The following is a 23,258-nucleotide window of genomic DNA, read 5'->3' on the forward strand; positions in this document are numbered from 1 at the left end:
GCTGCGTCTATACCATTGTCCAGCCAAAAGTCTGACATTACTCTGGCTCTCACTCTGCCGCTGCAGCTTCCGCATTTGCTTCTGTATAGGCCATACGGTTGAGAAACCCTGCAATCGCAGACGCAGCCCGCACGGATGACGGTGTTTGCGTTAAATCAAATGTCGAGTGAAAACCAGTTTCTTGCGCCATGCGGTAGCGAGCAAGGGTTAGGTCTGCCGTCTCCAACGCTTGAGGTAATTTTGAGATGTCGTCAATGACTGGCCCAAATGTCCAATGGCGATAGAACGGATTTCCTTCCCAATTCGCGTCATGACTATCGAGGAAAATGCACGGGCGACGCTCTTCTATAAACTCATAAATCTGAGAACTCACATCGCCTAAATAAATATCGGCTGCGCGGGTATAGGTCATATCTACTGATCGCTGACTGCCCAGATCGATGTGAATATTGGGACAATCTTTAAAGTCCTCCGCCAACGCTTTTACAAAACGTATCTTTCGCTTTTCAACCGAGGTATGCACGGCTCGTTGAAAAAGCATGACGTGGGGCGCAAAGATGAGGTTGTAGGCCGTATTTGCTTTGAAGAAGTTCATCACAGCCTCACCCATTTCATACCAAGAGGACAGGTGAGGATCAAAATGCGGATTGTAGAGAACCGTTGGATTATCATTGTCAAATAAAGGTTCGGGCGCAACTTCGCCCCCCTTCACAAAATCAAATTTAGGATAACCCGTAACGGCATAATCACCGTCTCGAACGAGTTCCTGATCTAAATGCACGTCTTCAAATTTCTGACCTGGCAATAAGACAAAATCAAACTCTCTGATATTGCGATTGAACGAAACCGCTCTGTCGCCGGCTCCGTGATGGGTGAAAATGAATTTTAAGTCCTCTAGGCCAAATCTCTGGCGCAGCATAAGTGATGTCCATTCTGGGACGATAATTGCGTCATATTGGCGAAACACCTCTAGGTTCTGGCGCAGCATCCAATATCGCCGTGCAGGCATCACCATATTAAACAATTTCAGCAAAAGCTTCACACGCTCGCCGCCACGCAACGCTATAAAATTGACGCGGGCGCTTAGGCTTTCGCCCAAACAATAGCGTACTAATTCCTCTTGCTCAGCCGTCGAAGTTACGACATCGACGTCAAATTTCGGGTGGCGCTTGAGAAGTTCTTTGAGGGTGGGCGCAGAATGAGCCACTTGGTGAGATGTCTCGTGATTATAGACGAACGCAATCTTAAGCGTTCTGCTTTGATCAATATACATTCGTCTGTCGCTCCCATCAGCCCTTGATGTGAATACGTCATAAATCATTCACATAGATTTAAAGGTCACGTTTTTGTGCGAAACATTTCATGTCATCCAGTGCTGTATCTCGTACCCTTCAAGCCCTGCAGCTTTCGTCATTTTAGTATCTGGATCCACAGCAATACCGATATCCGCCATGCGTAGCACCTCAATATCAGCCATACTGTCCGTGTAGAAAATAACGGGCAAGTCGTTTAACTTATGGTCTTCAATATAACGCTCAACAGCCTTTCTCTTTGCCTCGCCGTAACAGTTCTCAGAGGCAAATTCGGGCAAGAGACGATCGTCACTATCCCACGCCAGTTCTGTGCATACATAGCCGTCCGCGCCGAGCCGTTTCGATATGGGCGCAACGATCAGGTCAACAGCGGCGCTAGCAATCAAGATATAATCGCCCGCCTCCCGGTGGGCGGCGAGCGCCCTAAGCGCGCCGGGGCGAAGCTTATCTGGCACTTCGTCTTCTGCAAATCGCTCAGCCATTTTCGTAAGTTTTGCCCGAGGCTTTCCCGTCATGCCCCAGTTCATCATTGATTTTTTCACATCCCCGCGTGGGGCTTTGCCCGTTTTGTATCGGTATTGGAACAATAGCGTGCTAAAGATCATGGGCACCCACAGCCATGGCTTAAACCTAACACTCCGCATGACTAAGCGGCCCCATGTGCCACGCTTTGTGATCGTGTAATCCAAATCGAATATCGCGAGTTTTCGTGGCTCACTCATAGGGCATTTTGCTTCTGCGTATTGACAGTTTTATTGAGAGTGCGCCGCGCAAGATAGACGAGAATGATCACAGCAAAGGCGTTCCCAAGCACAGCGGCCCAACCTGGAGCCATGCGTCCTATTGTAAAACTCAACCCTAAAAATGAGACGATATAAACAATGACCCCTGCCCCACGCGCATAGATCGCTCTCTCTGGCTTATCCGTTGCGTATAGCACGGGGTAAAGCGGCGCAGCCGTACTCCAGCAATGCGAGCCGCAGGCACTAATAGCGACGTCAGAGGAGCTGCTAATTTATACTCCTCCGAGAACAAATGCCCTAGCAAGCTCGGACCGACCCACATAACAAATAGCGACATCGTGAGTCCAAATCCCAGTAAAATCAGAGCGGTGCGTGTGACCAAGCGCCAGATCTTCTCCGCTTCACCATGACTAATTAACTTGGCTAATTCGGGATAAATGACCTGATCCAATAGCTTAAAGCCTTCGGATAACAGCTTCGCAACTTCCTCTGCGATACGGAAAACAGCGACCCAAGCCGCGCCGAAAACTCCCATCACCATCAGAGCTGGCAAATGTAAATTGGCCGCTGCCAAAGTGCTGTCGATGCTGGATTTCACCATAAACGGCCATAAGCCTCTCCTTGGGCGGCGTAGGCTCGCTTTGGCTTGCCAAACAGGGCGGAGCAAGTTGCGCTTGCTAAGCTCCAACGCGCCCATCACTGGTAAATAGATGTAGCTAGCCAGAGAGCCTGCGAACCACGCCATCAAAAACCCCTCAAAGCCTGCATCAAAATAAGCGGCCAAGACGACGCCAATAAACCGCGTAGCAGGCATGATAATGCCTTCAACCGCCAAGACACGAAATTTATCAAATAACCTGAAAATCCCAGTTGATGTGCCGAGTTGTCGAAACAGTAGGAGAATACAATAAAAGCCCGTATAGCGCTGAATGGTTGCGAAATTTGTTTCCCCTGCCTGCGGGAAAATATCTGGTAAAATTTGGACGAACCACCCAATCAGTCCGAAAACTAGCAGCGATAGCACAAACCCAAAGACGGCTGAGATAGCATCAACTTTGAAGCTGAAATTCAATAATTCCGCGAGTCGGGTGACATCTTTTCGTTTCAGGTCGTCCGTGCCGAAACGAATGATAGACTGCCAACTTTGAAATGTTGCGACTTCAGAAAAAAACAACATGTAAGCATGGATAAACAAGATCACGCCCAGATCGACAGGCGATAAATATTTGGTCGCCACCAGCAAGCTGCCAAGCCCCATCAGGGCTCCCATGATTTTTGCCCCCACCAATAATCCCGTATTGGCCGCAATACGCTTTCCAACGGTGTGGCGGGAATAAATTGACAGGTCAGCTGTCACGGCGTGCAGCTCCGCCAAAATCGTCTCGACAAGCGCTAAATCTTCGGCCTTATCCACATCGATTGCGGCCTCGGAGAATGGCAATAATATAGGTGCAGCTACGATACCAATCCGCTGGCCCGCATAGTCAAACGCGCCGCCCAATGATAGTCGCCCTGCCGCATATTTCAGACCAACCCCAACACCAATCCTGCGCGCGAGTTTAAGCGGCTGCTTACGTAAATGCTGCGCCTCCCGCCAAAATTCGATCGCTGCGAGGCCTTTGGCGTTGGCAATATAGAACAAGTTACAACCAGATACCGCCATATCAGAAAATCGCAGATATGTTCGCTTTGTATTAGGGTAGTCCGCTTTAATTACGGACTCAGTCGCTAAGCCAACGCAAAAATCTGCTTGCGTTTCAGCAGCTTGCGTCAGGAAGTTCGCGATCATATCGGGACTCAGTAAGACGTGGTCGCAGGTCGTGATCAAGCACGGATAAGTAATGCCACCCTGCAAAGCGCGGTAGACGCTATCGGCTGGCCCCTCACCGCTCTCGGCAAGCTGATGCCCGCGCAGATCACCGTCATAACCTGAGATATGCACGTCATTTGCTAGTCCTGAATGTGACAAAGTCTCCAACACATAATCCAGCAAAGGTTTGCCTAGCACGGGCACGTCAGCTTTGCGCGCCACACCCGTCGCTTCGCAAAGTGGGTCAAGGCCAGGACGTTGGCCAGCGAGTATTAAGACAGACGGCTTAGGCATCAATCCGTTTCTCATACATACGGTAAGTTTTGTAAGGCTTGGCACTGGCCTGCTCACAAATAGCGATCATGCTTTCATTGTCCTCGAGTATCCAACTTAGCTCGCAATGTGTGAACCCTTCTTTGCGCGCGGCTGCAAAAGCCTCCTCACACAAAGCCGCAACCAATCCTAAGCCCTTGCGTGTATTGTGAAACTCCGTTTTCAGCCCCATAAGTGGGACACGAGATTGGCGGGTCTTGCCCAGCTTCAATCGCCACAAAAGTTTTGCCCAATTAAATGGTAGGAGCTTTCCGTCAAATCCTTCCGCCAACTCATTAAGATCAGGGATCAAGCAAATAAACGCTGCGAGCTTGCCCTCAATATAGCCGATATAGAAACGATCCGGGCTAATCAGCGGCTTCATTTCCTTGGCGAGATGCTGGATGGCTGCGTCAGGAAATGGCAAGAATCCCCAATTATTGCCCCACGCGTCGTTAAACACCTCCATAGCAAATTCAATATCTTGAACAAAATTCTTAGGATCAAGTTTCCGCCAAGTTACGTCCTGATGCTTGGTCGCATAGTCAACCATCATCCGTGTCATTTTCGGGCGGGGGTAGCCTGCGTGGATATCGGCCTGAAAGGCAAACATATCAATCGCCTTGCTATACCCTGCTCGCTCTAAGGCAGGCGGATAATAGGGCTTACCGTAAGACATGAGGACTACATTCGGCGCATCGAAGCCATCAACCAGCATGCCAACTTCTTCATTCACACCCCATTGAGCGGGCCCCACAATACGAGATCGGCCTTTGTCTGCCGCCCAAGCCTCAGCTACCTCAAGGAGCGCCGCAATGACGTCGGGATCATCAACTGTATCAAGATAGCCGAAGAAGGCGTCATCAGCGCTATGCAGCGCATCATGGGCGGGGTTTGTGAAAGCTGCGATACGACCGACAATCTCGCCCCCGTGCCGCGCAAGATAGAGTGCGCGGTCAAGATCGGCTGCGGCTGGGTTCTTGAGCGGGTCTAACTGCTCCTTACGCTCTAAACGTAAAGGCGAGCCGCCACGCAGGATCTCCGCGATAGAGATTGTAAGGCAAGTCCAAGAAATCCGACAGATCGCCAGAGGTCGAGACCAAGCTTATCGCAATCGATTGTGTCAAAACAGCCTCCCTCGACCTTGTGGAATACAAGGCAGCGCGGATGCGTTCTGCTAATCTTCGTCGCCGAGGTCAACCAGATAGATGTCGATATCCGCACCTGTCATTGGCACGGCAAAGCGTGTTTCTGACCATTTTGGTAGGCGCAGAGCTTTAATTTCGGGATTGTTTGATAAGCCATAAGGCTCTTTCGGTTTGAAATTCCAAGCCTTTTTTAGCTTACGATTGCCGTCCCTGTCGTGATACCCCACCACCGCGAAATCTCCAGGCGCTGGCAGGTTGATGCAAATTTGTGTTTTCTCAGCCTTTGCAGGCACACGAATACGGCGGAGTTTGCCTTTAGACTTCATGAAATCACGTTCGCTGAACAGCTCTGCTTTGAGGATGCCGTCAGCCGTTGTATTGTGAAATGTTGCGCGGATTTGCAGCGCGCCCGGCACGCAGGTATCATCGCCGTCAAATTCATAAAGCTCCAAACCATGCTCAAGTCCAGCGGAAGAAATTGGTCCCTCCGGCCCGACAGTCGCCCCAGGTATATACTCACTATCGTCAGGCCCAGGAGTCGCTACGGCATAGCTCGGCAGAGCCATGAGGAAAGCCGATACGGCTATCGTCCCAAAAACATTACGCTTTTTTGTGATAACTGAATTTGATTTCACGCGTCAGCCTCTTTAAGTGATGTGCATCATTACTGCACGATTGCGATTCCATATGGGTTCTGTTGTGATCATAGTAAAGATCAAAATACAGACGGACAACATGAGCGGACACCCATGGGCGGACTGAATAGGTACATATTTAAAAAAGCCGCGATCAGCATTGGGGGTCTTATTATCTTTGCGTGCTGCGTTCTGCTAATGGAACGATTGTTGCGTATTTTTGATGTTGTCACCAACTCAACCAATCCAGCCTCTGATGCGAGCGAAATGATTTTCAGTCTCCTGCCCTACTATCTCGGTATTGCAGTGCCGCTTGCATTATTGCTTGGCACGATCATCACGGTCGATCGGTTTTCCCGCTCATCTGAGCTGACGGCGGCTTTGGGCGCAGGTGTATCGCTCTTTCATATGACAAAGCCATTCCTACTGATTGCAGCTGTTCTGGCGTGTTTTACAATGGTGATTGAGGGTTATTTGCAGCCTGTTGGTCGATATAATTACCGCCAAGTCGAAAATCATATCAAGCAGACAGCCTTCACAGCTGCCCTGCGCGAAGGCACCTTCACGGCTGTCGGGGACCGCACATTTTTCGCGGGCACTGGCCTGCCAGGCGCTGGGATTGGCCCGATCTTTATCTATGAGAAGATCATGGATGAAGACACTGAGGGCGGCGACATGAACCAAACTGGTTTTCGCGTTACTACCGCTGGCAAGGGGGAATTGATTATCCGTGAAGAAAACGGTGATTCCAGCCCTGTGCTGCAACTCGAGGAAGGTCGCGGGTTTCAAGTTGAAAACAACCAGCAACTCGGCGGTGAGTTAAGCTTTCTCAAATCGTCCATCGCAGGCGCAGCCACGGTTACGACATTCCGTATGAGGGGGATGATGAACGCGAAATGACCTCGGTCGAATTGTTCCAGAACCGAGAAGGCAGCCTCTTCCCAAAGGTTAATCCGAATGTAAACAACTCAACGCTTCACCTACGTATAGCTAAAGCTGTTCTATTGCTCTTATTGCCATTCGTCGCTGTGCCATTTGGCTTAAACTATGGGCGAAATCCCTCTTCCGCCGGTGTCTTTGTGGGAGTTGTCTTTATTGTTGGGTTGCAAAAACTTCTTGAATTTGGGCAATCGCTCGGCGCTGCGGGCAAGATACCGCCATGGCTCGGCATATGGGGCATAATGGCGGTCGTCGTCGTCTTCGCAGGATTTTTGTTCTGGAAATCTGCCTATAAAATGGGGCAGCCGCCTCTGACAAGTTTTGCGCAGTGGATCGCCCATGTGCAAAAGCAGATCAAAGAGAAAATCGGCCCTAATCGGACACGAAAACTGGACGATCAGCATGCTTAAATTCGGTCTCTATTTGTCCAAAACCTTCCTGTTCACCTGGCTAACAGTTGTATTCGGCTTTCTCGCGATCATGGGATTGTTTGATAGCCTTGCCAACGGTGCAGAAATTATTGCCAGTGGCGAAGGTTTTAAAGGCACTCTCAAATATATCGCCCTTCGTGCACCCGTCATTTTTGATCGCATATTTGTGTTCGCCATCGTCGTAGCTATTTTGCTAACATTTACGAAACTTATCAGGCAGCACGAACTCGTCGCTCTCTTGGGTTTTGGCATTTCGGCCTCCAAACAAGTTTTGCTTCTGACCCCCGTCGTCGTCGGCGCGGCCTGTGTTTCGATCACTTTTATTGATTACGCGATGGCACCCGCCGTACGCTCTCTCCAAGCATGGGGGATCGGCGAGTATAAGGTCAAAAACGTGACGGAAGACAATCCGCTCTGGCTCGAAGATACGGGCCGTATTGTACGGGCCACAGACCGTTTGGCCTATGACATGCTAGGCGATATGGAGATTTTCTTCCGCTCTGACGCGGGCGAGGTTGAACAAATTTTGTGGGCGCAGACCGCTACATATATGTCGCCAAACTGGCAGCTAGACGGTGTCCGCACGCTCACAGTTGAAGGCGCAGACGGCGAAGCGCGCCAAGTCCTGCGCGATTCTAACACTCGCGTGTGGGAAACCAAGCAAACGCCAAAATCGATCGCACGACTGGCTGCTGATCCCCGGGATTTGTCGATGTCAGAAATGCGGACATTTCGTAAGCCCGGTAATTCTGGATCAAAACCCCGATTTGCATATAGCTTTTGGCATGCTCACCGCGCGACACGGCCAATCGCAGCACTGATCCTTCTCATTTGTTGTGCCGCCATGATGCAAAGGACAGGGCGCGAGGATTCGGGCGATAAAACGCTTATTCTCGGCATCACAATGGGCTTTCTATTCCTGATCATAGACGGCGCTATGGCAACGTTTGCAGCCTCTGGCGGTATTAGCGTGCCTGTTGCGATTGCCATGCCGCTCATCGGGTTTGGTCTTTTCGGTGGGTTTCTGCTGATCCGCACAGAAAGCCTCTGACGGAGCCATGTCCTTCCTGGCGATCTCAAATGCCCATGCACGAAATGTCGCTAAACAGGGATCAGCCCTTAGCCGCGCGACATTGTCTGCAGGAGCCACACATCATATCACGCAAGACCCAGCGGATCTGCACCCGCTATTTCAGAAAGCCGCCTCAGATAATTTGCGTCATCTTGTGATTGAGGGCGGCGACGGAACAGTCAGAACGATCCTCTCGGCCATGCTCAATACCTATCCCAGTGACCAGTCCCTCCCAGCCGTTTCGATACTGCCCAGTGGCACGACGAACCAGATTGCACGTAATATCGGTTTGAAGAAACTCGCAGACCTTGATCTAATCGCTGCAGGAAAGCTTACAGAGACGACCGTGCCTATGGTGCAGATCAAAACCAAGACACACGCCCCCCGCTACGGCTTCCTCTTCTCGACGGGCGCCTTGCCCCATGTAAGCCGCTTTGCTCAAGACAAACTCAACGCCAAAGGCGTGGGCGGCGGGTCAGCCGTTGTCGGGGCCGTAATCAAAGCTGTCACAAGCGATCGGTCGGACCTGATGCCGCCTGCCAAGCATCGCATTAAAGCAAAACTCAAAGACCAAACGATCATCAATCACAAAGGTAAAGCCCTCGGCACGATCATGACGACCCTGCCCTCCCTTATGCTGGGACTTGATCCGTTTTGGGGGGATGAGCCCGCTCCGCTGCGCCTGACCTGGGCCGAAGCCGAGAGCCAGAAGCTAGGCCGCACCGTCGCAGGGCTTTGGCTGGGCCGTAAGCAGAACCGCGAAACTGACGGCTTTCATAGCCACAATGTTGACCGTTTGAGGCTCAAGACCAAAGCGCCTGCCACGCTTGATGGTGACTTTCTGGATGTTCAGGGGCAGCGCTTGAAAATCTCGCCCTCACGCTCCGTAACTTTTTGGCAGGCCGCCAGATGAACGACCCTGTCCTTGACATTATCAGAGATGAAAAACTAGAGCCGCCAGCTCGCGTTAGCGCAATTATGGATATGATTGAGGCGCGTCATCCAGATCGTGTGCTGGCCTTCGTCTATTACGGCTCCTCGCTACGTGAGATCGACAATCCAGAGAAGATGCTCGATTTCTATGTATTTGTTGATGACTATCGTAAAACACATGGGAGCCGCGTGCGCGCTTGGCTCAATCGTCACATCCCGCCTGCCGTGTTTTATATTGAACGCGAGGACGGCGGCGTGCTGACAACCTGCAAATACTCCATAATGACGCTCGACGAATTTGAACGCCGTAGCACGAAACGCGCTTTTCACTCTCAAGTCTGGGGTCGTTTCTCGCAACCCTGCGTTCTTCTCCGTGCTCGCGACGCAGCCATAGCAGAGCGGGTCTATGCGGCCCGCGCTGACGCAGTGCGTTATATGGCCAGCCAGTCTGCGCCGCTTGTTGCACCTTTGGCTAGTTCCGCCGAAATTTGGGGACGCGGCTTTTACGAGAGCTACCGAACAGAGTTGCGCCCTGAAAGCTCGGTCAGTCGCGCACAAGAAATCGTGGAACGGTTCTCAGACCGCTACGATGCGATCACCACAGCGCTCTATGGCCCGCCGAATGAACATGGTGATTATACCCTGCCCGTTTGCAATCCACGCGCGCTAGAACGCACATGGTTCTGGCGACGAGTAAGAGGCAAACCTCGCTCAATCTTACGTATAGCACACGGCGCGCTGACATTTGACGGCGGCTTAGATTACGCGCTGCGAAAGCTCAAAAATCACTCTGGCGTCGATTATGAGCCAACACCATTTCAGCGCAAATACCCCCTCCTCTGCGCCCCTGTTATGGGGTGGAAGCTCTGGCGCATGGGAGCGTTTCGTTAATTGAGTCTAGCACATCACAATAAACGTATTGTTAGCCTCTGCTGACGCTCTAAACTACATATAGCAATAATACAGCTAATTACTCTGCCGCTTGCAGACGGCCCATCATGCTTTGCAGGATCGCGCCTTGATTGTCTTTTAAATCACCGAAGGCTTTGAGAAGTTGCTTAATGTCGGCTTCCGTGTGCGCTGCAGACAAGCTGATCCGCAGAAGGCTGGAGCTTTGGGGCGTGCCAGGCGGCACAGCGAGGTTGACGTAAACGCCGTTTTCAATCAGCCAGTTCCATTCAGCCGCCGCTACACCCTCATTTGGGCGGCGGATCGCGATCACGGGGCTCGCTTCTGCACACAGGTCATATTGCATTTCTGATAGACCCTTATGCAGTTGGGCGGCGCGCGCTTTTAGATTGTCGCGAAGATGCTTCCCACTTTTAACTTTTTCAACTGCTGCAAGAGCGGCGCAAATGTTGGACGGGGTCGCTGATGCGGTAAACATATAAGGCCGCATGACTTTACGCAGGACTTCAAATTCTGGGTGGCGTGACGCGCAAAACCCGCCGACAGATGCCAGCGACTTCGAGAACGTGCCACTAATGAAATCGACTTTGTCTAGAACGCCTTGCTCCTCTGCAATACCGCATCCTGTTGGGCCAAACACGCCGTAGCTGTGGGCTTCATCGATATACAAATAGCCACCATGGCGATGTGTGACGTCCAAGAACTCATCAATGGGCGCAATGTCACCAAACATTGAATACATGCCTTCGATCACGACCAGCGCGTTTCCGCCTTCAATCTCGCCTTGTCGCTTGAGGCGCTTGTCCAGGTCCTCGGGGGAGTTATGGCGAAAGCGGATTGTCGACGCATTGGTCAGCCGCGTGCCATCAATGATGCAGGCATGCGCGTCCGCGTCCATGAAAATCACGTCTTTATCACCCGCAAGGCCCGAAATCGCCGCGAGGTTTGTTTGGTAGCCTGTAGTGAACACAACGCAACTCGGCATGCCTAGATGATCAGCAAGTTCTCGCTCAAGGTCCGTGTGTTCGGAATAGGTGCCGTTCGCAACGCGGGAACCCGTTGTACCTGTGCCGTGATCGTCCACGGCTTTTTTTGCCGCCGTCATGCAATCTTCGTCAAATGTGAGGCCGAGATAATTATTCGTGCCCGCCAAAAGAATGTCACGATTGCCAATCCGTCCTCGCGTGGCGCTGAGAATATTGTCAAATTTTACACCGAGCGCATCCTGTCCAATCTTCATCATCATATCGAGGCGAGTTTGGAGCGGCGCATATTTATCGAACAAAGACATTAGGATGTTAACTCCCGGATTGCGTTGACCAACTCACCCACGGTTTTGATGTCCGACACCATCTCCATTGGGATAGAAATGTCGTAGTGATCTTCCAGTCCCATCACGAGGTCGAACACTGCAACAGAATCGACTTCCAGATCAGACATGATCCCGCTTTCCATTTTAATCGGATGGTTTTTAGGATTGTAAGGCTTTAGTAGCTCACAGATCTTGTCGTAGATTTCCTCGCGGGTCGGCTGGGACATATTATCTCTCATAGGAGGCCGCGGTCTCTCGCAGCGCAGTTATCATGGGCGTGGGGTTATCAACTTCATCGGCACTCGTCCAGTCAGGATGACGGAACTCAGCCAGCTTTTGCAGCGTCAAATGGCCCGCCCCAAACCAACGCAATGTCAGCGAGGTGATCATCGCAAAGGGTGTTATCAAAAATGATGGGAGCTTTATGACCTTCACTGGACGGTTTAGAGCCTGACTACAAAGCTCTGCGAAATCATTCCAACTCATCGCACCGATAGTTGCAGGCTCTAAGGGGCGCACGGCAGAATCTGTCTGAATATAGGCGATAATAAACCGCACTAAGTCTTCTACATAAATCATTGAAATTTTTGAATTGTCTTGCGTCCCGCATGCGACAGGCAAATAGCCTTTGGCGATTAAATCAAAGATTGGTTTGGTGGCTTCGTCACCTGGGCCAAAGACGGCAGGGGCGCGAATAATTGTCAGCGGGCTCCGTAAACGCCTCTCGTGTCGCCTCTTCACCCGCGGCCTTAGACGCGGCATAATCGCTAAGCTGCGGCTCTCTCGCGGCCATAGATGATAGAAGAATATATTTTGGAACACCCACTCGATGCGCAGCGATTGCAAGATTTTCTGCACCTACCGAATTTACAGCCATAAAGCTGTTGCGTGTTCGCGCCTTTATCAACCCTGCCATGTGAATCACGCAATCTGCGCCCTGCACAAAGTCCGATAAGTCAGATTGAAGGTCGCCCTGCACGACCTCAAATGCGGAATGATCTCGCCAAATGGAGCTTAGCTTTTGCGGGCTTCGTACGAGTGCGCGGACGCAGTAGCCCTGCTCTAGTAATTTTGGGACAATGTGCGAACCCACGAAACCCGTGACACCCGTCATTGCGATAGTCTTTGGCTCAGCCGTATTTGCAGGCGACGAAGTCACATCGCGCCTAATTTATCCCGCATCAGCGGCAACAACACTCAAATTGTCTTCAGCTTGTAAATCAAGGATAGCGCCTTTGAGGTATTTATCCTTCACACGCGCCCGAGATAACTTGCCAGAAGACGTAATGATCATCGTGCCACGCGGCACGAGCTGTAGACGCACTGGCACACCGACTTCTAAGCGGATAGCCGCCATAACGGCTTTGTAAATCTCGTCCAAAAGCTGGGGGTCGCGCGTTCGACATTCCAACAGCAGCATGACTTCTTTCTCATCACCTGCTCCGCCGATCGCGAAAGCGCATGCGCGTCCGCAACGGTGCGGTGCCGCAGCCTGTGCCGCCCATTCAATATCTTGTGGCCAGATATTGCGACCATGCCAAAGGATCAAATCCTTAAAGCGACCTGTGACGACCAGTTGGTCATCCAGCCAATAACCGAGATCACCCGTATCGAGCCAACCATCTGCGCCAAATGCTGCTTCCGTCGCTTGCTTGTTTCGAAAATAGCCAGGCGACACACTTGGCCCCTTCAGGCAAATCCGGCCCACGCTGCGACCACTCAAAACTTTGTCGTCAAAGTCGCGAATTTCAATCTCGTGGTCTGGCAGAACCAAGCCACACGCCACAAAAGTTCGCTGATGCTCTTTCGGTGTGATGTCCGTTGCGGGGATCGCCTCGGATGTGCGCTCATAGCGCTCCATATCAATCGTATCTTTGAGAAGCCCCTGCCCCATCGGCGCAAATGTGGCTGCCAATGTCGTCTCTGCGAGGCCATAACTTGGTTTGAAGGCGCCTTTTTCAAAGCCCATCTTGCCAAACAGTTCTTCAAACTCAGTCAAAGGTTCAGGACGAACCATATCGCCACCAATCCCCGCCGCGCGCCAGCTCGAAAGATCAAGCTCACGATCATCACGCCAACGACGGACACATAGCTCATACCCAAAGGTTGGCGAGTAAGACATCGTTCCTTTGTGATCTGAAATAAGCTGCAGCCAAGTAATCGGGCGGCGTGTAAAATCTTGCGGGTCGATATAATCAACGCTCATCTGGCTGGCCATCGGAGCCAGTAAAAATCCAATCAGGCCCATATCATGATAAAGCGGTAGCCAGCTTGTGCCGCGATCATTATCCGTCATTTCCATGCCAAAACTGGTGATGCCGTGGCAGTTTGCAGACACAGACTTCTGCGTCCCAAGAATACCTTTTGGAGAGCTAGAAGAACCAGAGGAATACTGAATATAGCAAAGATCATCAGGACCGAAGGGCCGCAACGCATCGCCTTTAGGCAAATCATTTAATTCTTCAAAAGTCAAAACTGGAATGGCCTGATCATTGAGTGCCGAACTCATGATCGGTTCCATAGACGCCGGACAGAATAACGCGTGGAAATCACCTGTATCCGCCATGCGCTCCAACTGACGCTCATAGGAGGATCGCCCCCTAGCGTAACAGGTAGTGGTAATGGTGCAGGGACTAACCCCGCATACTGACACGCAAAAAACAAAATGGCGAATTCTGGCGTCGATACGGCCGCAATGCCGATTCGTGCATCTTTCTCTGCAAACAGCACAAGGCGTTTCGCCAAATCCATGGCCTTTTCGCGTATCTCGCGATAGGTCAAAGCCGTCTTTAAATTAGCTTTGCCGTCAAAGTAATTCAGCCCAGTATTCCCGCCAGCAGCGTAATCTAAGGCTTCACAGAGTGTATCAAAATCGCCATGGCGAAGTTTTTGTCCGCGAGCAGTGGGCGTTGGCTCGGTCATGTTATTATCTCGCTTCAACGAACATAAGGCTCAGTCAAAAAAACGTCTTATTAAGTATTCCTCTTAATAAGTAAACATCACCCTAACACACGGGTCTCACAAGAGTTTTCACGGTGTGAAACAGTTTGTGACAGTTGTAAGACACACATAAACTCGCGTTTTAAGGGAAATATGATACGACTACAACGTCTACTAATTTGAACAAGGATGGTGGGCGATACTGGGATTGAACCAGTGACCCCTGCCGTGTGAAGGCAGTGCTCTCCCGCTGAGCTAATCGCCCATCCTGACGCCCGTAAGAGCGACGCGTTACCTAGCCAATTTCAGCGTGAAGTCAAGCCAGACTAACGCAGTTTCTCCGCTGCCATAGCGTCAGCCACATCGCTTGTGGCTTGCCCCGTTGCGGCGGCGCGATCAAATATCTCCGTTAGCGTATTTTTGATCGCTAGCACTTTGCTTTCGACCCAGTCAGGATCATACGTTCCGCTCACTTCCGACGCCACATTAATGATCCCGCCCGCATTAATGATGTAGTCGGGGCAATACAAAATACCTTTAGCCACTAAGCGTTCGCCCATATCTGGTGTCGCGAGTTGATTATTCGCCGCCCCGCCAATGACGGCGGCTTTAATTTCCTCGACAGTATCAGCACTGATCGCTCCGCCTAGGGCGCAGGGCGCAAAAACGTCAACGTCCTGTGCGTGAATGGTCTCGGGCGACACGACACTTGCGCCAAATTCCGCTCTGGCTTTCTCCAACACAGATTGATTGATGTCAGCGACAACCAGCTCCGCACCCGCAGCATATAAATGCTCACACAGACCATATCCAACGTGGCCAAGCCCTTGAATAGCAACGCGCAAGCCACTGAAATCATTTTGTTTAAGCTGCCTCACCACAGCCGTCTGCAAGCCGTAAAAAATGCCTCTCGCAGTTACGGGTGACGGGTCACCCGATGCCGCTTCTCCGTCATCCAGTCCGGCTACGTAGTCCGTCTGCGTTTTGATAATACACATATCATCTGGGGAGACGCCGACGTCTTCTGCGGTGATGTATTGCCCCGCGACTTTCTCGATCGCACGTCCATAACTTGCGAATAAAGAAGCGCGGTCAAATTCGCCCTTAGGCCGAAGAATGACACCCTTCCCGCCGCCAAGGTCTAGCCCTGCCATAGCGTTCTTAAAACTCATCGCGCGAGACAGACGCAACGCGTCGGTCAAAGCAGATGCATCATCCGCATATGTCCAAAACCGTGTCCCGCCACAACCTGGACCAAATTTCGTATTATGCACAGCAATGATGGCGCGCAGACCGCTCTTGGGGTCTGAAAATATATAGACGCCTTCGTGATCGTCGAAATCGGGATGGGAAAATAATGTCATGTCGCGTCTTATGCCAATTTGTCTTTGCAAAAAGTTATCAAATAACGCCGTCTTGAAGGGTCAATAAACCGGCAGCGGCTGCTTTCAGCATCGTCATTGCCATAGCCCCGCCTGTGCCGTCTCCAATGTTAAGTTCTAAGTCCAGCATGGGCTTCATCGTCATACGGTCAAGTAAGGCTTGATGAGCGGGCTCTTGGCTGACATGGGCCGCCATGCAGTGATCGATCGAGGCGGGGTTGATTTTGTGGAGAATTGCCGCTGCCGCGCAAACGACATATCCATCCAAGATCACGGGAATACGTTGGTGCCGCGCGGCCAAGATAGCTCCGACAATACCAGCAATATCTCTGCCGCCAAAAATGCGGAGGATTTCCAGCGGATCGCTCATATGGCCTTTGTGCTCTTGTGCGCCAGCTTCAACGGCATTGATACGACGCGTGGCGTCTTCGCCGTGGCCGCCCGCCCAATATTCCTCGCCGCCGCCGTAAAGACCTAGAGCAATCGCAGCTGCCGCAGTTGCTGCGCCGATCCCTGCATTGCCTAGCACGATTACATCTGCGCCCTCCGCCACAACTTCCATGCCAAACGCAATCGCCGCCGCGCAGTCGCGTTCCGACAGTGACGGGCCCTGGGTAAAGTTATTAGAGGGGTGCTCTATGCCAAACTCGTAGACCTTAAACGCCGCTCCAGAATTGGCCGCGATCCCGCGCACAGCCGAACGGCCCTCGGTCAAGCTAGCCACACGCGCCTTGGAGTACGCTATGACATCACCGTCAAAAACTTCGCTTGCAACGCCGTGCGTTCCCGCAAAGACAGAGATCAAAGGACGGGCGACGCTCGGCATTGCTGCTCCTTGCCAACTCGCCAGCCATGCCAAAGTCTCGTCCAATTTCCCGACAGGATGAAGCGAACGCCCCAATACCTGCGTCGCCGCCATGACTGAGTCGTGGATAGCTTCGTCAGCCTCAGGCATTTTCGCCATCAGTGCCCGAATATCGTCGAAGGGGTTAGCGGTAGCAGATGGGGACGTTGTCACGTAATCTCTCTTTTTCTCGATCTTAAATATAGTCATACATAGCAATCTCGACACTTACGCCAAGCCGATCAGGCTGGCCGTGCCATAATTTGGTAACCCTGACAAAAGATTTCTTCCCGAAAAGCTAGCTTGACCGCTGATCGTTTACGGGTTGCAAAACCTTCTGTGCTACATACGCTTTATGTCACGAAAACTCTTGATCGAAGCTGCAGTTATTTTAGGCATCGCCCTCGTTGGCGTCAGCTATATTTCTGGCAAGGCAGATAAAGTTGATTCAGCGGCGGATAGCGCAGCGGCTGCAGATATTATGCCCACAAAAACAGAAGTCAAAACGGTCAAGAAACGTCGCTCTGGTTCTGTCTACTCAGTGCCTAAGAACCCACGTGACGGCCAATATTGGGCGACGGAGCCGCGTGAACTCTGGCCACGTCAAGTTTTTAGTCGATACAGGCGCATCCTCCGTAGCGCTCACATATGAGGATGCGCGCAAAGCTGGCATAAAGGTCAGAGATTTGCGCTATAACGTACCAATTTCAACAGCAGGCGGCACAAATTACGCCGCTTACGTAAAACTCGATAGCGTCTCGTTAGGCGCCATTACAATCCGTGACGTAGATGCATTAGTGGTCAAGGATGGTCTTACTGTCTCTTTACTGGGCATGACGTATTTGGGTCAGCTACAAAAGGTCGAAGCGACGCCGAACGCGCTGCTCTTGAGGCTCTAAGTCAACGCCTTCCGCGCCATATTTAGCGCGACAAGTAGCAAACATATACCAAATACAAGTTTCAATTTCCGCTGGCTCATCGCATGCGCCAATTTCGCCCCCATCGGTATTGTTAGAAATGCGACACTGGCGACCAGGGCAAAGCCCAATCCGTTAACATAGCCCAGTGAAAATGGAGGCCGCCCTGCGACGCCCCATCCAGAAATTACAAAGCCTATGGTAGCTGGCAAAGCGATAGCGAGGCCAAAGCCCGATGCAGTCCCGACTGCCTTATGGATTGGCACACCGCATATGCTCATCAACGGCACGGTTAAGGAACCTCCCCCAATCCCCATTAAGGATGACAGAGCGCCCACGCCGCCACCTATAACTGGACGTGCTAGCCCCCCTGGAACAGTGGGCCTTAGCTGCCAATCAGGGCGGCCAAAGATAAACTGCAAAGCAACCAAACTCGCCACGGCAGCAAACAAAATCGTCAGAACTTCCCCCGATAATCGCGGCGCAAGCCAGAGCGCCGCAATAAACGCGCCTAGACCTATCCAGAGCGCGTAACTGAGAAGCGGGTTTTTTGGCCAGAGCAGATCCCAATCTACCGCCCCATGCGATTGGTGACTTCTGACGGACCTGACCGCATTGACGATGATAATTGCGGATGATGTCGCAACGGCGCAGTGCATCGTGACAGCTTCGGGAATTCCAAGTGCCGTAAAAGCAAAGAATAGAGCTGGCACCATCACAGCGCCGCCGCCTATCCCAAACAATCCCGCGCTTAATCCAGCTACGGCGCCCACGGCCAGAAGCGTCAAAATAAGCGGTAAATATTGTAGTAGCGTTTCCAGCAAAGTTACGCCGCGTCCCGCATCGCGCTCATCGCGTCAAGCGCTTGCTGCAGCACATCTGACGGCAAAAGTTTTGCACTAAGCCCTTCGCTAAGTTGCCTGCGCCAGAGACGCGCGCCGACCTCCCCTGAAAACAATCCCATAGCATGCCTAATTAGCGCTTTCGTCGTGCGATCCACGTCCTGCGTGATTTTCGCGTAATCTATTAAGGCCAGCGCAATGTCTTCGCGGCTTTGGCCAAAGGCGTCCCTACCGTAAACTTGCGCATCTATGTCAGTTAAGATCCAGGGGGTATGATACGCGGCACGCCCTAGCATAAATCCGTCCAGGGCACCCTGCTCACACAAATCTAGGCCTTGTGAAATAGTTTCAATCTGTCCGTTGACGACGATTTGCAGCTTCGGAAAGCGCGCTTTCACCCCGTTCACACGGTCATAGTCAATCGGCGGCACAGTATGATTTTCTTTCGGCGATAGACCCTTCAACCATGCTTTTCGAGCATGAATGATGAAATGCGTGCAGCCTGCCTCCGCAACGGTTTCGATAAACCGCGGCAAGGTCTCATCAAGGTCTTGATCATCGACACCCAGCCGACATTTGACTGTAACGGGAATATCGACGGCCGCTTGCATCGCCGCAAAACACGTCGCCACAAGATCAGGCTCCTCCATCAAACACGCGCCAAATCGTCCAGACTGCACACGGTCAGACGGACACCCAATATTGATATTGATTTCATCATAGCCGTATTGCTCGCCGGTCTTTGCGGCCACAGCTAGCTTGTCTGGATCGCTGCCCCCGACCTGCAATGCAACAGGATGCTCCGCTGGATCAAATCCCAATAGACGCTCTTTCGGGCCATGAATAATTGCGTCTGCGACCACCATTTCCGTATACAGTAAAACCTGCTGCGACAGCTGCCGATGAAACCACCGACAATGCCGATCCGTCCAATCCATCATGGGCGCAACGCTGGCTGTGAGGTTTTTATTTTCTGGCATAGAACGGGTGAAATATCATGATTTGGGAATAAACTCTATGCTTATATCACCACATCAAACAAGTCCGCTTCGAAGAGCGTAACGCACGGAATTGGGTAGTTTCAAAGTACAGCTTACTCTCCCCAAACGACTTCAGCCTCGGTCTTAGCCTTGACTTCGTCCAGCATCACGCCAGGGGCCAGTTCAATCAGTTTGAAACGATTAGAGCCAGTTGGCCTATCAAACACGGCTAGGTCAGTCACGATCATATGAATGCAGTTTTTCCCTGTCAGCGGCAGCGTGCAGGCTTTGATAAACTTGCTCTCGCCGCGTTTATTCGTGTGATCAAATAGTGCGATGCAGCGTTTGACGCCGGCCACCAAATCCATCGCCCCGCCCATGCCTTTGACCATCTTGCCCGGGATCATCCAATTGGCGATATCTCCATTTTCTGCGACTTCCATGGCGCCTAAGATAGAGAGGTCAATATGACCGCCGCGGATCATGGCAAAGCTGGTCGCGCTGTCAAAGAATGAAGATTTAGGCAGGGTCGTGATCGTCTGCTTTCCTGCGTTGATCAAATCAGCATCCACTTCGTCTTCTGTCGGGAAAGGCCCCATACCCAGCATGCCGTTTTCGCTTTGCAACGTGACATCCATACCGTCAGGAATATGGTTGGCCACCAAAGTCGGGATACCTATGCCAAGGTTTACATAAAAGCCGTCTTCTAATTCCTGCGCCGCCCGAGCGGCCATCTGATCTCTTGTCCAAGCCATCTCTCTAAGCCTCCCGCACGGTGCGTTGTTCAATTCGCTTCTCACATTCAGCCTCGACAATGCGTTGCACGAAAATACCGGGTGTATGGATGAAATTGGGATCAAGCGAGCCGACAGGGACGATCTCGTCGACCTCTGCCACGGTAACTTTACCCGCCATTGCCATCATCGGCGAGAAGTTACGAGCGGTGGCTTTGAAAATCAGATTACCCTCTGCATCACCTTTCCAGGCTTTGATAATGGAGAGATCGGCGCGTAGCCCTGTTTCCATAATATAGGTCTCAGCCTCCCCATGTTCATTAGGAAATTCTTTGTGTTCTTTGCCTTCAGCCACAAGCGTCCCAACACCCGTCTTGGTATAAAATCCGGGAATCCCCGCCCCGCCCGCGCGTATGCGTTCCGCGAGGGTGCCTTGCGGATTAAACTCTAACTCCAACTCCCCCGCCAGATATTGACGTTCAAATTCTTTGTTCTCGCCAACATAAGAGCTCAGCATTTTCTTGATCTGACGCGTCTCTAGCAACTGCCCCAAACCGAAACCATCCACTCCCGCATTATTAGAAATCACGGTCAGGTCTTTGGCCCCACTATCGCGCAGCGCCGCAATCAGGTTTTCTGGTATGCCGCAGAGGCCAAAACCACCCGACATCACGGTCATACCCTCAATGCAAAGACCGATTAAGGCGTCACTGGCTGTGTTGTAGACTTTGCTCATCGTCATCTCATTTCGTTACTACTTCGCTTTTCCAGCAAACCACAGCAGGCTCTTAAACAGATTGGGGTTGCCATTGATACGAGAAGAGTATTTGTCTTGCCCTGTTATGCCTTGCCCTGTCATGTCACATTAGGAACAGACAAACTATTTGGCAATCGTACTAGCCGCCTGTGACGGACATATGACGACTGACGGCGGGGAGCCGATCCTGATGTGATTTCAAAATCATGTTTTTCAGGCTTACGGAGCATAGCGCGGTCTAGGGCGACATTAAGATCTTGCTCAGGGTTCTCCCCCCGCAAAGCTTCGCGTAAATCAACGTGATCCGATTGGCCTAGGCACATATATATTTGCCCCGTGCAAGTGACCCGCAGGCGATTACAGTCAGCGCAGAAATTATTGGTCAGCGGCGTAATCAATCCTAGCCGTCCCCCCGTCTCTAAAACCCGAGAGTAGCGCGCTGGCCCGCCTGTTCGATCCGCAATGTCCGTGAGTGTAAATTCTTCTTCCAGTCGGTCACGCGTGGCCGTCAGCGGGAGGTATTGGTCAAATCGATCTTCATCGATAGACCCCATCGGCATCACTTCGATGAGGGTCAAATCCATGCCCTGCCCGTGCGCCCAGCGCATCATCTCTGGCACTTCGTGATCGTTTACGCCTTTCAGCGCGACCATATTGATCTTGATTTTCAGCCCCGCTTGCCGCGCGGCTTCGATACCGGTTAGAACTTGCGGCAAGACATCCCGGCGAGAGAGTTTAGCAAAAACCTCTGGGTCGCGACTATCCAAAGAAATATTGATACGTTTCACGCCACAATCGGCAATTTCAGCCGCATATTTTGAGAGCAATGTGCCATTCGTCGTCATTGTAACCTCATCGAGGCGTCCTGCTTTCGCATGATCGCCCAAACGGCGAACCAAAGTCATGACGTCGCGGCGCACCAAAGGTTCGCCCCCTGTCAGTCGGATTTTGCGAACGCCCCGCGCGATGAAAGCCTCCGACACATCCCCTAATTCTTCGAGTGTCAACAGCTCCTTACGCGGCAAAAACGTCATGCTCTCTGCCATGCAATATGTGCAACGCAGATCGCATCGATCCGTCACGGATAGGCGCAGATAGGTAATTTGTCGCCCAAAACTGTCTGTCAGCATTTCCGTCATAAGCTCGTGATACGCATCCTCAAAGATTTCGCAATGATAAGCTGCTCATACGCCCTTTTGTAATAGTCGATATAAGGCTTAACGACGACGCCGACGGGACGCTCTCGCAGCGACTTTGGCATCTGCTGCGGCGCTTTTTGGCGGAGAGACAAGCGGGCCGATCTTTGCAATCACCTCTTCCGCTGTAGGGCGGGCTTGCGCTGCGTAATTATCCATTTGCACACGCATCGCCGCGATATGTTCTGGCGCCGTACCGCAACAGCCCCCGATAATGCGCACACCCGCATCAGCGGCCATCTGGACATAGTTCGACATAATCTCTGGCGTCCCCGTATAGATCGTATGTTTGCCCTTCACGACGGGTATCCCGCAATTCGCTTTGCCGACAATAACAGCATCTGGATTTGCCTCTGTCATAGCCAGATTGGTCATCAACATATCAGACGCGCCAACACCGCAATTTGCACCATAAGCAATCGGTTGTTCGGATAATGGCTGAGTTGCCTCGCCTAACGCTTCTGGCGCAATGCCCATCATTGTACGTCCTGCCGTGTCAAAGCTCGCCGTAAAGACATATGGCATGCCAAGATTAATCGCGGCCTGACACGCCGCTTGGATTTCCTCTGTCGCTGACATGGTCTCAATCCAGATAACGTCCGCCCCGCCCGCTTTCAGGCCGCGAATTTGCTCCGAGAAAAAATCAATCGCGCTGTCCATTGTCATTTCGCCCATAGGTTCGAATAATTCGCCCGTCGGCCCCACGGATCCAGCTACTACGACAGGATGATCAGCGGCGGCCGCCACACGTCCAGCGATTTCAGCCCCTGCTTTATTGATCTCAAATGTCTGGCCCTCAGCCTGATGCAACTTCAAGCGCGGCGCATTCGCGCCAAATGTATTGGTCAAAATTATATCCGACCCTGCATCAACAAAGGCTTGGTGCAATGCCTCAGGCTTTTGCGGCTCGGTTAGGTTCCAAATATCTGGCGGAAACCCTGGCTCTAAGCCCATTTCCATGAAATTTGTGCCCGTTGCGCCGTCCGCCAATAATAGCGGTTTTTGTTCCAGTAGGTCTCTCAATGAAATGCGCATAATACGCCCTAAACTCTTGCTGTTTGTTCACGCTTACATCGCATAGCTATGGCGCTGATTAAAGACCAAAGATC

26 protein-coding genes, 1 tRNA gene and 1 pseudogene are annotated in these 23,258 nt (G+C 51.8%); 7 read left to right on the forward strand and 21 right to left on the reverse strand.

Going from position 1 to position 23,258, the window contains the following annotated elements; genetic code table 11:
• Positions 1–49: 49 nt before the first annotated feature.
• The 4 genes from AB8615_RS06425 to AB8615_RS06440 form a co-directional block, all read right to left on the reverse strand.
• Positions 50–1,207: a hypothetical protein gene (locus AB8615_RS06425; RefSeq protein WP_418151905.1), complete on the reverse strand. Its 1,158-nt coding sequence runs from the start codon at positions 1,205–1,207 to the stop codon at positions 50–52.
• Positions 1,208–1,360: 153 nt separating this feature from the next.
• Positions 1,361–2,035: an HAD family hydrolase gene (locus AB8615_RS06430; RefSeq protein WP_409431807.1), complete on the reverse strand. Its 675-nt coding sequence runs from the start codon at positions 2,033–2,035 to the stop codon at positions 1,361–1,363.
• 136 nt (positions 2,036–2,171) lie between these two features.
• The gene (locus AB8615_RS06435) at positions 2,172–4,160 is read right to left on the reverse strand and encodes an NTP transferase domain-containing protein (RefSeq protein WP_418151907.1); all 1,989 of its coding nucleotides are present in this window, start codon (positions 4,158–4,160) and stop codon (positions 2,172–2,174) included.
• Positions 4,153–4,914, reverse strand: coding sequence for a hypothetical protein (locus tag AB8615_RS06440; protein ID WP_418151909.1), 762 nt, complete (start codon positions 4,912–4,914; stop codon positions 4,153–4,155). The genes AB8615_RS06435 and AB8615_RS06440 overlap by 8 nt, the downstream gene beginning before the upstream one ends.
• Before the next feature lie 6 nt (positions 4,915–4,920).
• Between AB8615_RS06440 and AB8615_RS06445 the strand changes: the two genes are divergently transcribed.
• Positions 4,921–5,172: a hypothetical protein gene (locus AB8615_RS06445; RefSeq protein WP_418151911.1), complete on the forward strand. Its 252-nt coding sequence runs from the start codon at positions 4,921–4,923 to the stop codon at positions 5,170–5,172.
• 7 nt (positions 5,173–5,179) lie between these two features.
• Here the strand turns inward: AB8615_RS06445 and AB8615_RS06450 are convergent, their stop codons facing one another.
• Together AB8615_RS06450 and AB8615_RS06455 are read right to left on the reverse strand one after the other, a co-directional pair.
• Entirely contained in the window at positions 5,180–5,305 is a 126-nt protein-coding gene (locus AB8615_RS06450) for a hypothetical protein (protein WP_418151912.1), read from the reverse strand.
• Positions 5,306–5,355: 50 nt separating this feature from the next.
• Positions 5,356–5,961: a DUF2141 domain-containing protein gene (locus AB8615_RS06455; RefSeq protein WP_409431811.1), complete on the reverse strand. Its 606-nt coding sequence runs from the start codon at positions 5,959–5,961 to the stop codon at positions 5,356–5,358.
• A 114-nt stretch (positions 5,962–6,075) separates the two neighbouring features.
• Between AB8615_RS06455 and AB8615_RS06460 the strand changes: the two genes are divergently transcribed.
• From AB8615_RS06460 to AB8615_RS06480, 5 genes are read left to right on the forward strand one after another with little or no spacing between them, the layout of a single operon-like run.
• Positions 6,076–6,861 carry an LptF/LptG family permease gene (locus tag AB8615_RS06460; protein WP_418151914.1) on the forward strand — a complete coding sequence of 262 codons (786 nt, stop codon included), beginning with the start codon at positions 6,076–6,078 and terminating at the stop codon, positions 6,859–6,861.
• Positions 6,858–7,310, forward strand: a complete 453-nt coding sequence (locus AB8615_RS06465) for an LptF/LptG family permease (RefSeq protein WP_418151916.1) — start codon at positions 6,858–6,860, stop codon at positions 7,308–7,310. Before AB8615_RS06460 ends, AB8615_RS06465 begins: the two co-directional genes overlap by 4 nt.
• A complete protein-coding gene (locus tag AB8615_RS06470; protein WP_409431813.1) occupies positions 7,303–8,382 on the forward strand; it encodes an LptF/LptG family permease in 1,080 nt (359 codons plus the stop codon). Before AB8615_RS06465 ends, AB8615_RS06470 begins: the two co-directional genes overlap by 8 nt.
• Before the next feature lie 7 nt (positions 8,383–8,389).
• Positions 8,390–9,316, forward strand: coding sequence for a diacylglycerol/lipid kinase family protein (locus tag AB8615_RS06475; RefSeq protein ID WP_409431814.1), 927 nt, complete (start codon positions 8,390–8,392; stop codon positions 9,314–9,316).
• The gene (locus tag AB8615_RS06480; RefSeq protein ID WP_418151919.1) at positions 9,313–10,227 is read left to right on the forward strand and encodes a hypothetical protein; all 915 of its coding nucleotides are present in this window, start codon (positions 9,313–9,315) and stop codon (positions 10,225–10,227) included. Before AB8615_RS06475 ends, AB8615_RS06480 begins: the two co-directional genes overlap by 4 nt.
• Before the next feature lie 79 nt (positions 10,228–10,306).
• On the opposite strand, the gene spt is transcribed toward AB8615_RS06480, so the two are convergent.
• From spt to AB8615_RS06525, 9 genes are all read right to left on the reverse strand, one after another.
• Positions 10,307–11,536, reverse strand: coding sequence for a serine palmitoyltransferase (spt, locus tag AB8615_RS06485; protein ID WP_409431816.1), 1,230 nt, complete (start codon positions 11,534–11,536; stop codon positions 10,307–10,309).
• Positions 11,536–11,784 carry an acyl carrier protein gene (locus AB8615_RS06490; protein ID WP_409431817.1) on the reverse strand — a complete coding sequence of 83 codons (249 nt, stop codon included), beginning with the start codon at positions 11,782–11,784 and terminating at the stop codon, positions 11,536–11,538. The genes spt and AB8615_RS06490 overlap by 1 nt, the downstream gene beginning before the upstream one ends.
• Position 11,785: 1 nt before the next feature.
• Positions 11,786–12,298, reverse strand: a complete 513-nt coding sequence (locus AB8615_RS06495) for a hypothetical protein (protein WP_418153140.1) — start codon at positions 12,296–12,298, stop codon at positions 11,786–11,788.
• Entirely contained in the window at positions 12,222–12,671 is a 450-nt protein-coding gene (locus AB8615_RS06500) for an NAD-dependent epimerase/dehydratase family protein (RefSeq protein WP_418153063.1), read from the reverse strand. The genes AB8615_RS06495 and AB8615_RS06500 overlap by 77 nt, the downstream gene beginning before the upstream one ends.
• Before the next feature lie 57 nt (positions 12,672–12,728).
• Positions 12,729–14,066, reverse strand: coding sequence for an AMP-binding protein (locus AB8615_RS06505; protein ID WP_418151921.1), 1,338 nt, complete (start codon positions 14,064–14,066; stop codon positions 12,729–12,731).
• Positions 14,063–14,479: an AMP-binding protein gene (locus AB8615_RS06510; protein ID WP_418151923.1), complete on the reverse strand. Its 417-nt coding sequence runs from the start codon at positions 14,477–14,479 to the stop codon at positions 14,063–14,065. The genes AB8615_RS06505 and AB8615_RS06510 overlap by 4 nt, the downstream gene beginning before the upstream one ends.
• Before the next feature lie 208 nt (positions 14,480–14,687).
• Positions 14,688–14,762: transfer RNA gene (locus tag AB8615_RS06515), tRNA-Val, on the reverse strand.
• A gap of 61 nt (positions 14,763–14,823) precedes the next feature.
• Positions 14,824–15,861 carry a Glu/Leu/Phe/Val dehydrogenase dimerization domain-containing protein gene (locus AB8615_RS06520; RefSeq protein ID WP_409431820.1) on the reverse strand — a complete coding sequence of 346 codons (1,038 nt, stop codon included), beginning with the start codon at positions 15,859–15,861 and terminating at the stop codon, positions 14,824–14,826.
• 37 nt (positions 15,862–15,898) lie between these two features.
• On the reverse strand, positions 15,899–16,897 hold the full coding sequence (locus AB8615_RS06525; RefSeq protein WP_409431821.1) for a nicotinate-nucleotide--dimethylbenzimidazole phosphoribosyltransferase: 999 nt from the start codon (positions 16,895–16,897) through the stop codon (positions 15,899–15,901).
• 383 nt (positions 16,898–17,280) lie between these two features.
• Here AB8615_RS06525 and AB8615_RS06530 point away from each other — a divergent pair, with 383 nt between their 5' ends.
• Positions 17,281–17,622, forward strand: a complete 342-nt coding sequence (locus tag AB8615_RS06530) for a TIGR02281 family clan AA aspartic protease (protein ID WP_418151925.1) — start codon at positions 17,281–17,283, stop codon at positions 17,620–17,622.
• On the opposite strand, the gene AB8615_RS06535 is transcribed toward AB8615_RS06530, so the two are convergent.
• From AB8615_RS06535 to bmt, 6 genes and pseudogenes are all read right to left on the reverse strand, one after another.
• Positions 17,619–18,464, reverse strand: coding sequence for a sulfite exporter TauE/SafE family protein (locus AB8615_RS06535; RefSeq protein WP_409431823.1), 846 nt, complete (start codon positions 18,462–18,464; stop codon positions 17,619–17,621). The two genes, AB8615_RS06530 and AB8615_RS06535, sit on opposite strands and share 4 nt — an antisense overlap.
• A 2-nt stretch (positions 18,465–18,466) precedes the next feature.
• Positions 18,467–19,462, reverse strand: a complete 996-nt coding sequence (gene dusA, locus AB8615_RS06540) for a tRNA dihydrouridine(20/20a) synthase DusA (protein ID WP_418151927.1) — start codon at positions 19,460–19,462, stop codon at positions 18,467–18,469.
• A gap of 113 nt (positions 19,463–19,575) precedes the next feature.
• Positions 19,576–20,217: a CoA transferase subunit B gene (locus AB8615_RS06545; RefSeq protein ID WP_409431825.1), complete on the reverse strand. Its 642-nt coding sequence runs from the start codon at positions 20,215–20,217 to the stop codon at positions 19,576–19,578.
• A gap of 4 nt (positions 20,218–20,221) precedes the next feature.
• Positions 20,222–20,932: a CoA transferase subunit A gene (locus AB8615_RS06550; protein ID WP_409431826.1), complete on the reverse strand. Its 711-nt coding sequence runs from the start codon at positions 20,930–20,932 to the stop codon at positions 20,222–20,224.
• 160 nt (positions 20,933–21,092) lie between these two features.
• A pseudogene (gene moaA, locus AB8615_RS06555) lies at positions 21,093–22,092 on the reverse strand (GTP 3',8-cyclase MoaA).
• A gap of 78 nt (positions 22,093–22,170) precedes the next feature.
• Positions 22,171–23,184: a betaine--homocysteine S-methyltransferase gene (gene bmt, locus AB8615_RS06560; RefSeq protein WP_409431828.1), complete on the reverse strand. Its 1,014-nt coding sequence runs from the start codon at positions 23,182–23,184 to the stop codon at positions 22,171–22,173.
• Positions 23,185–23,258: the final 74 nt, after the last annotated feature.

It is taken from the genome of Litorimonas sp. RW-G-Af-16, assembly GCF_048319245.1.
GTDB lineage: Bacteria > Pseudomonadota > Alphaproteobacteria > Caulobacterales > Maricaulaceae > Litorimonas.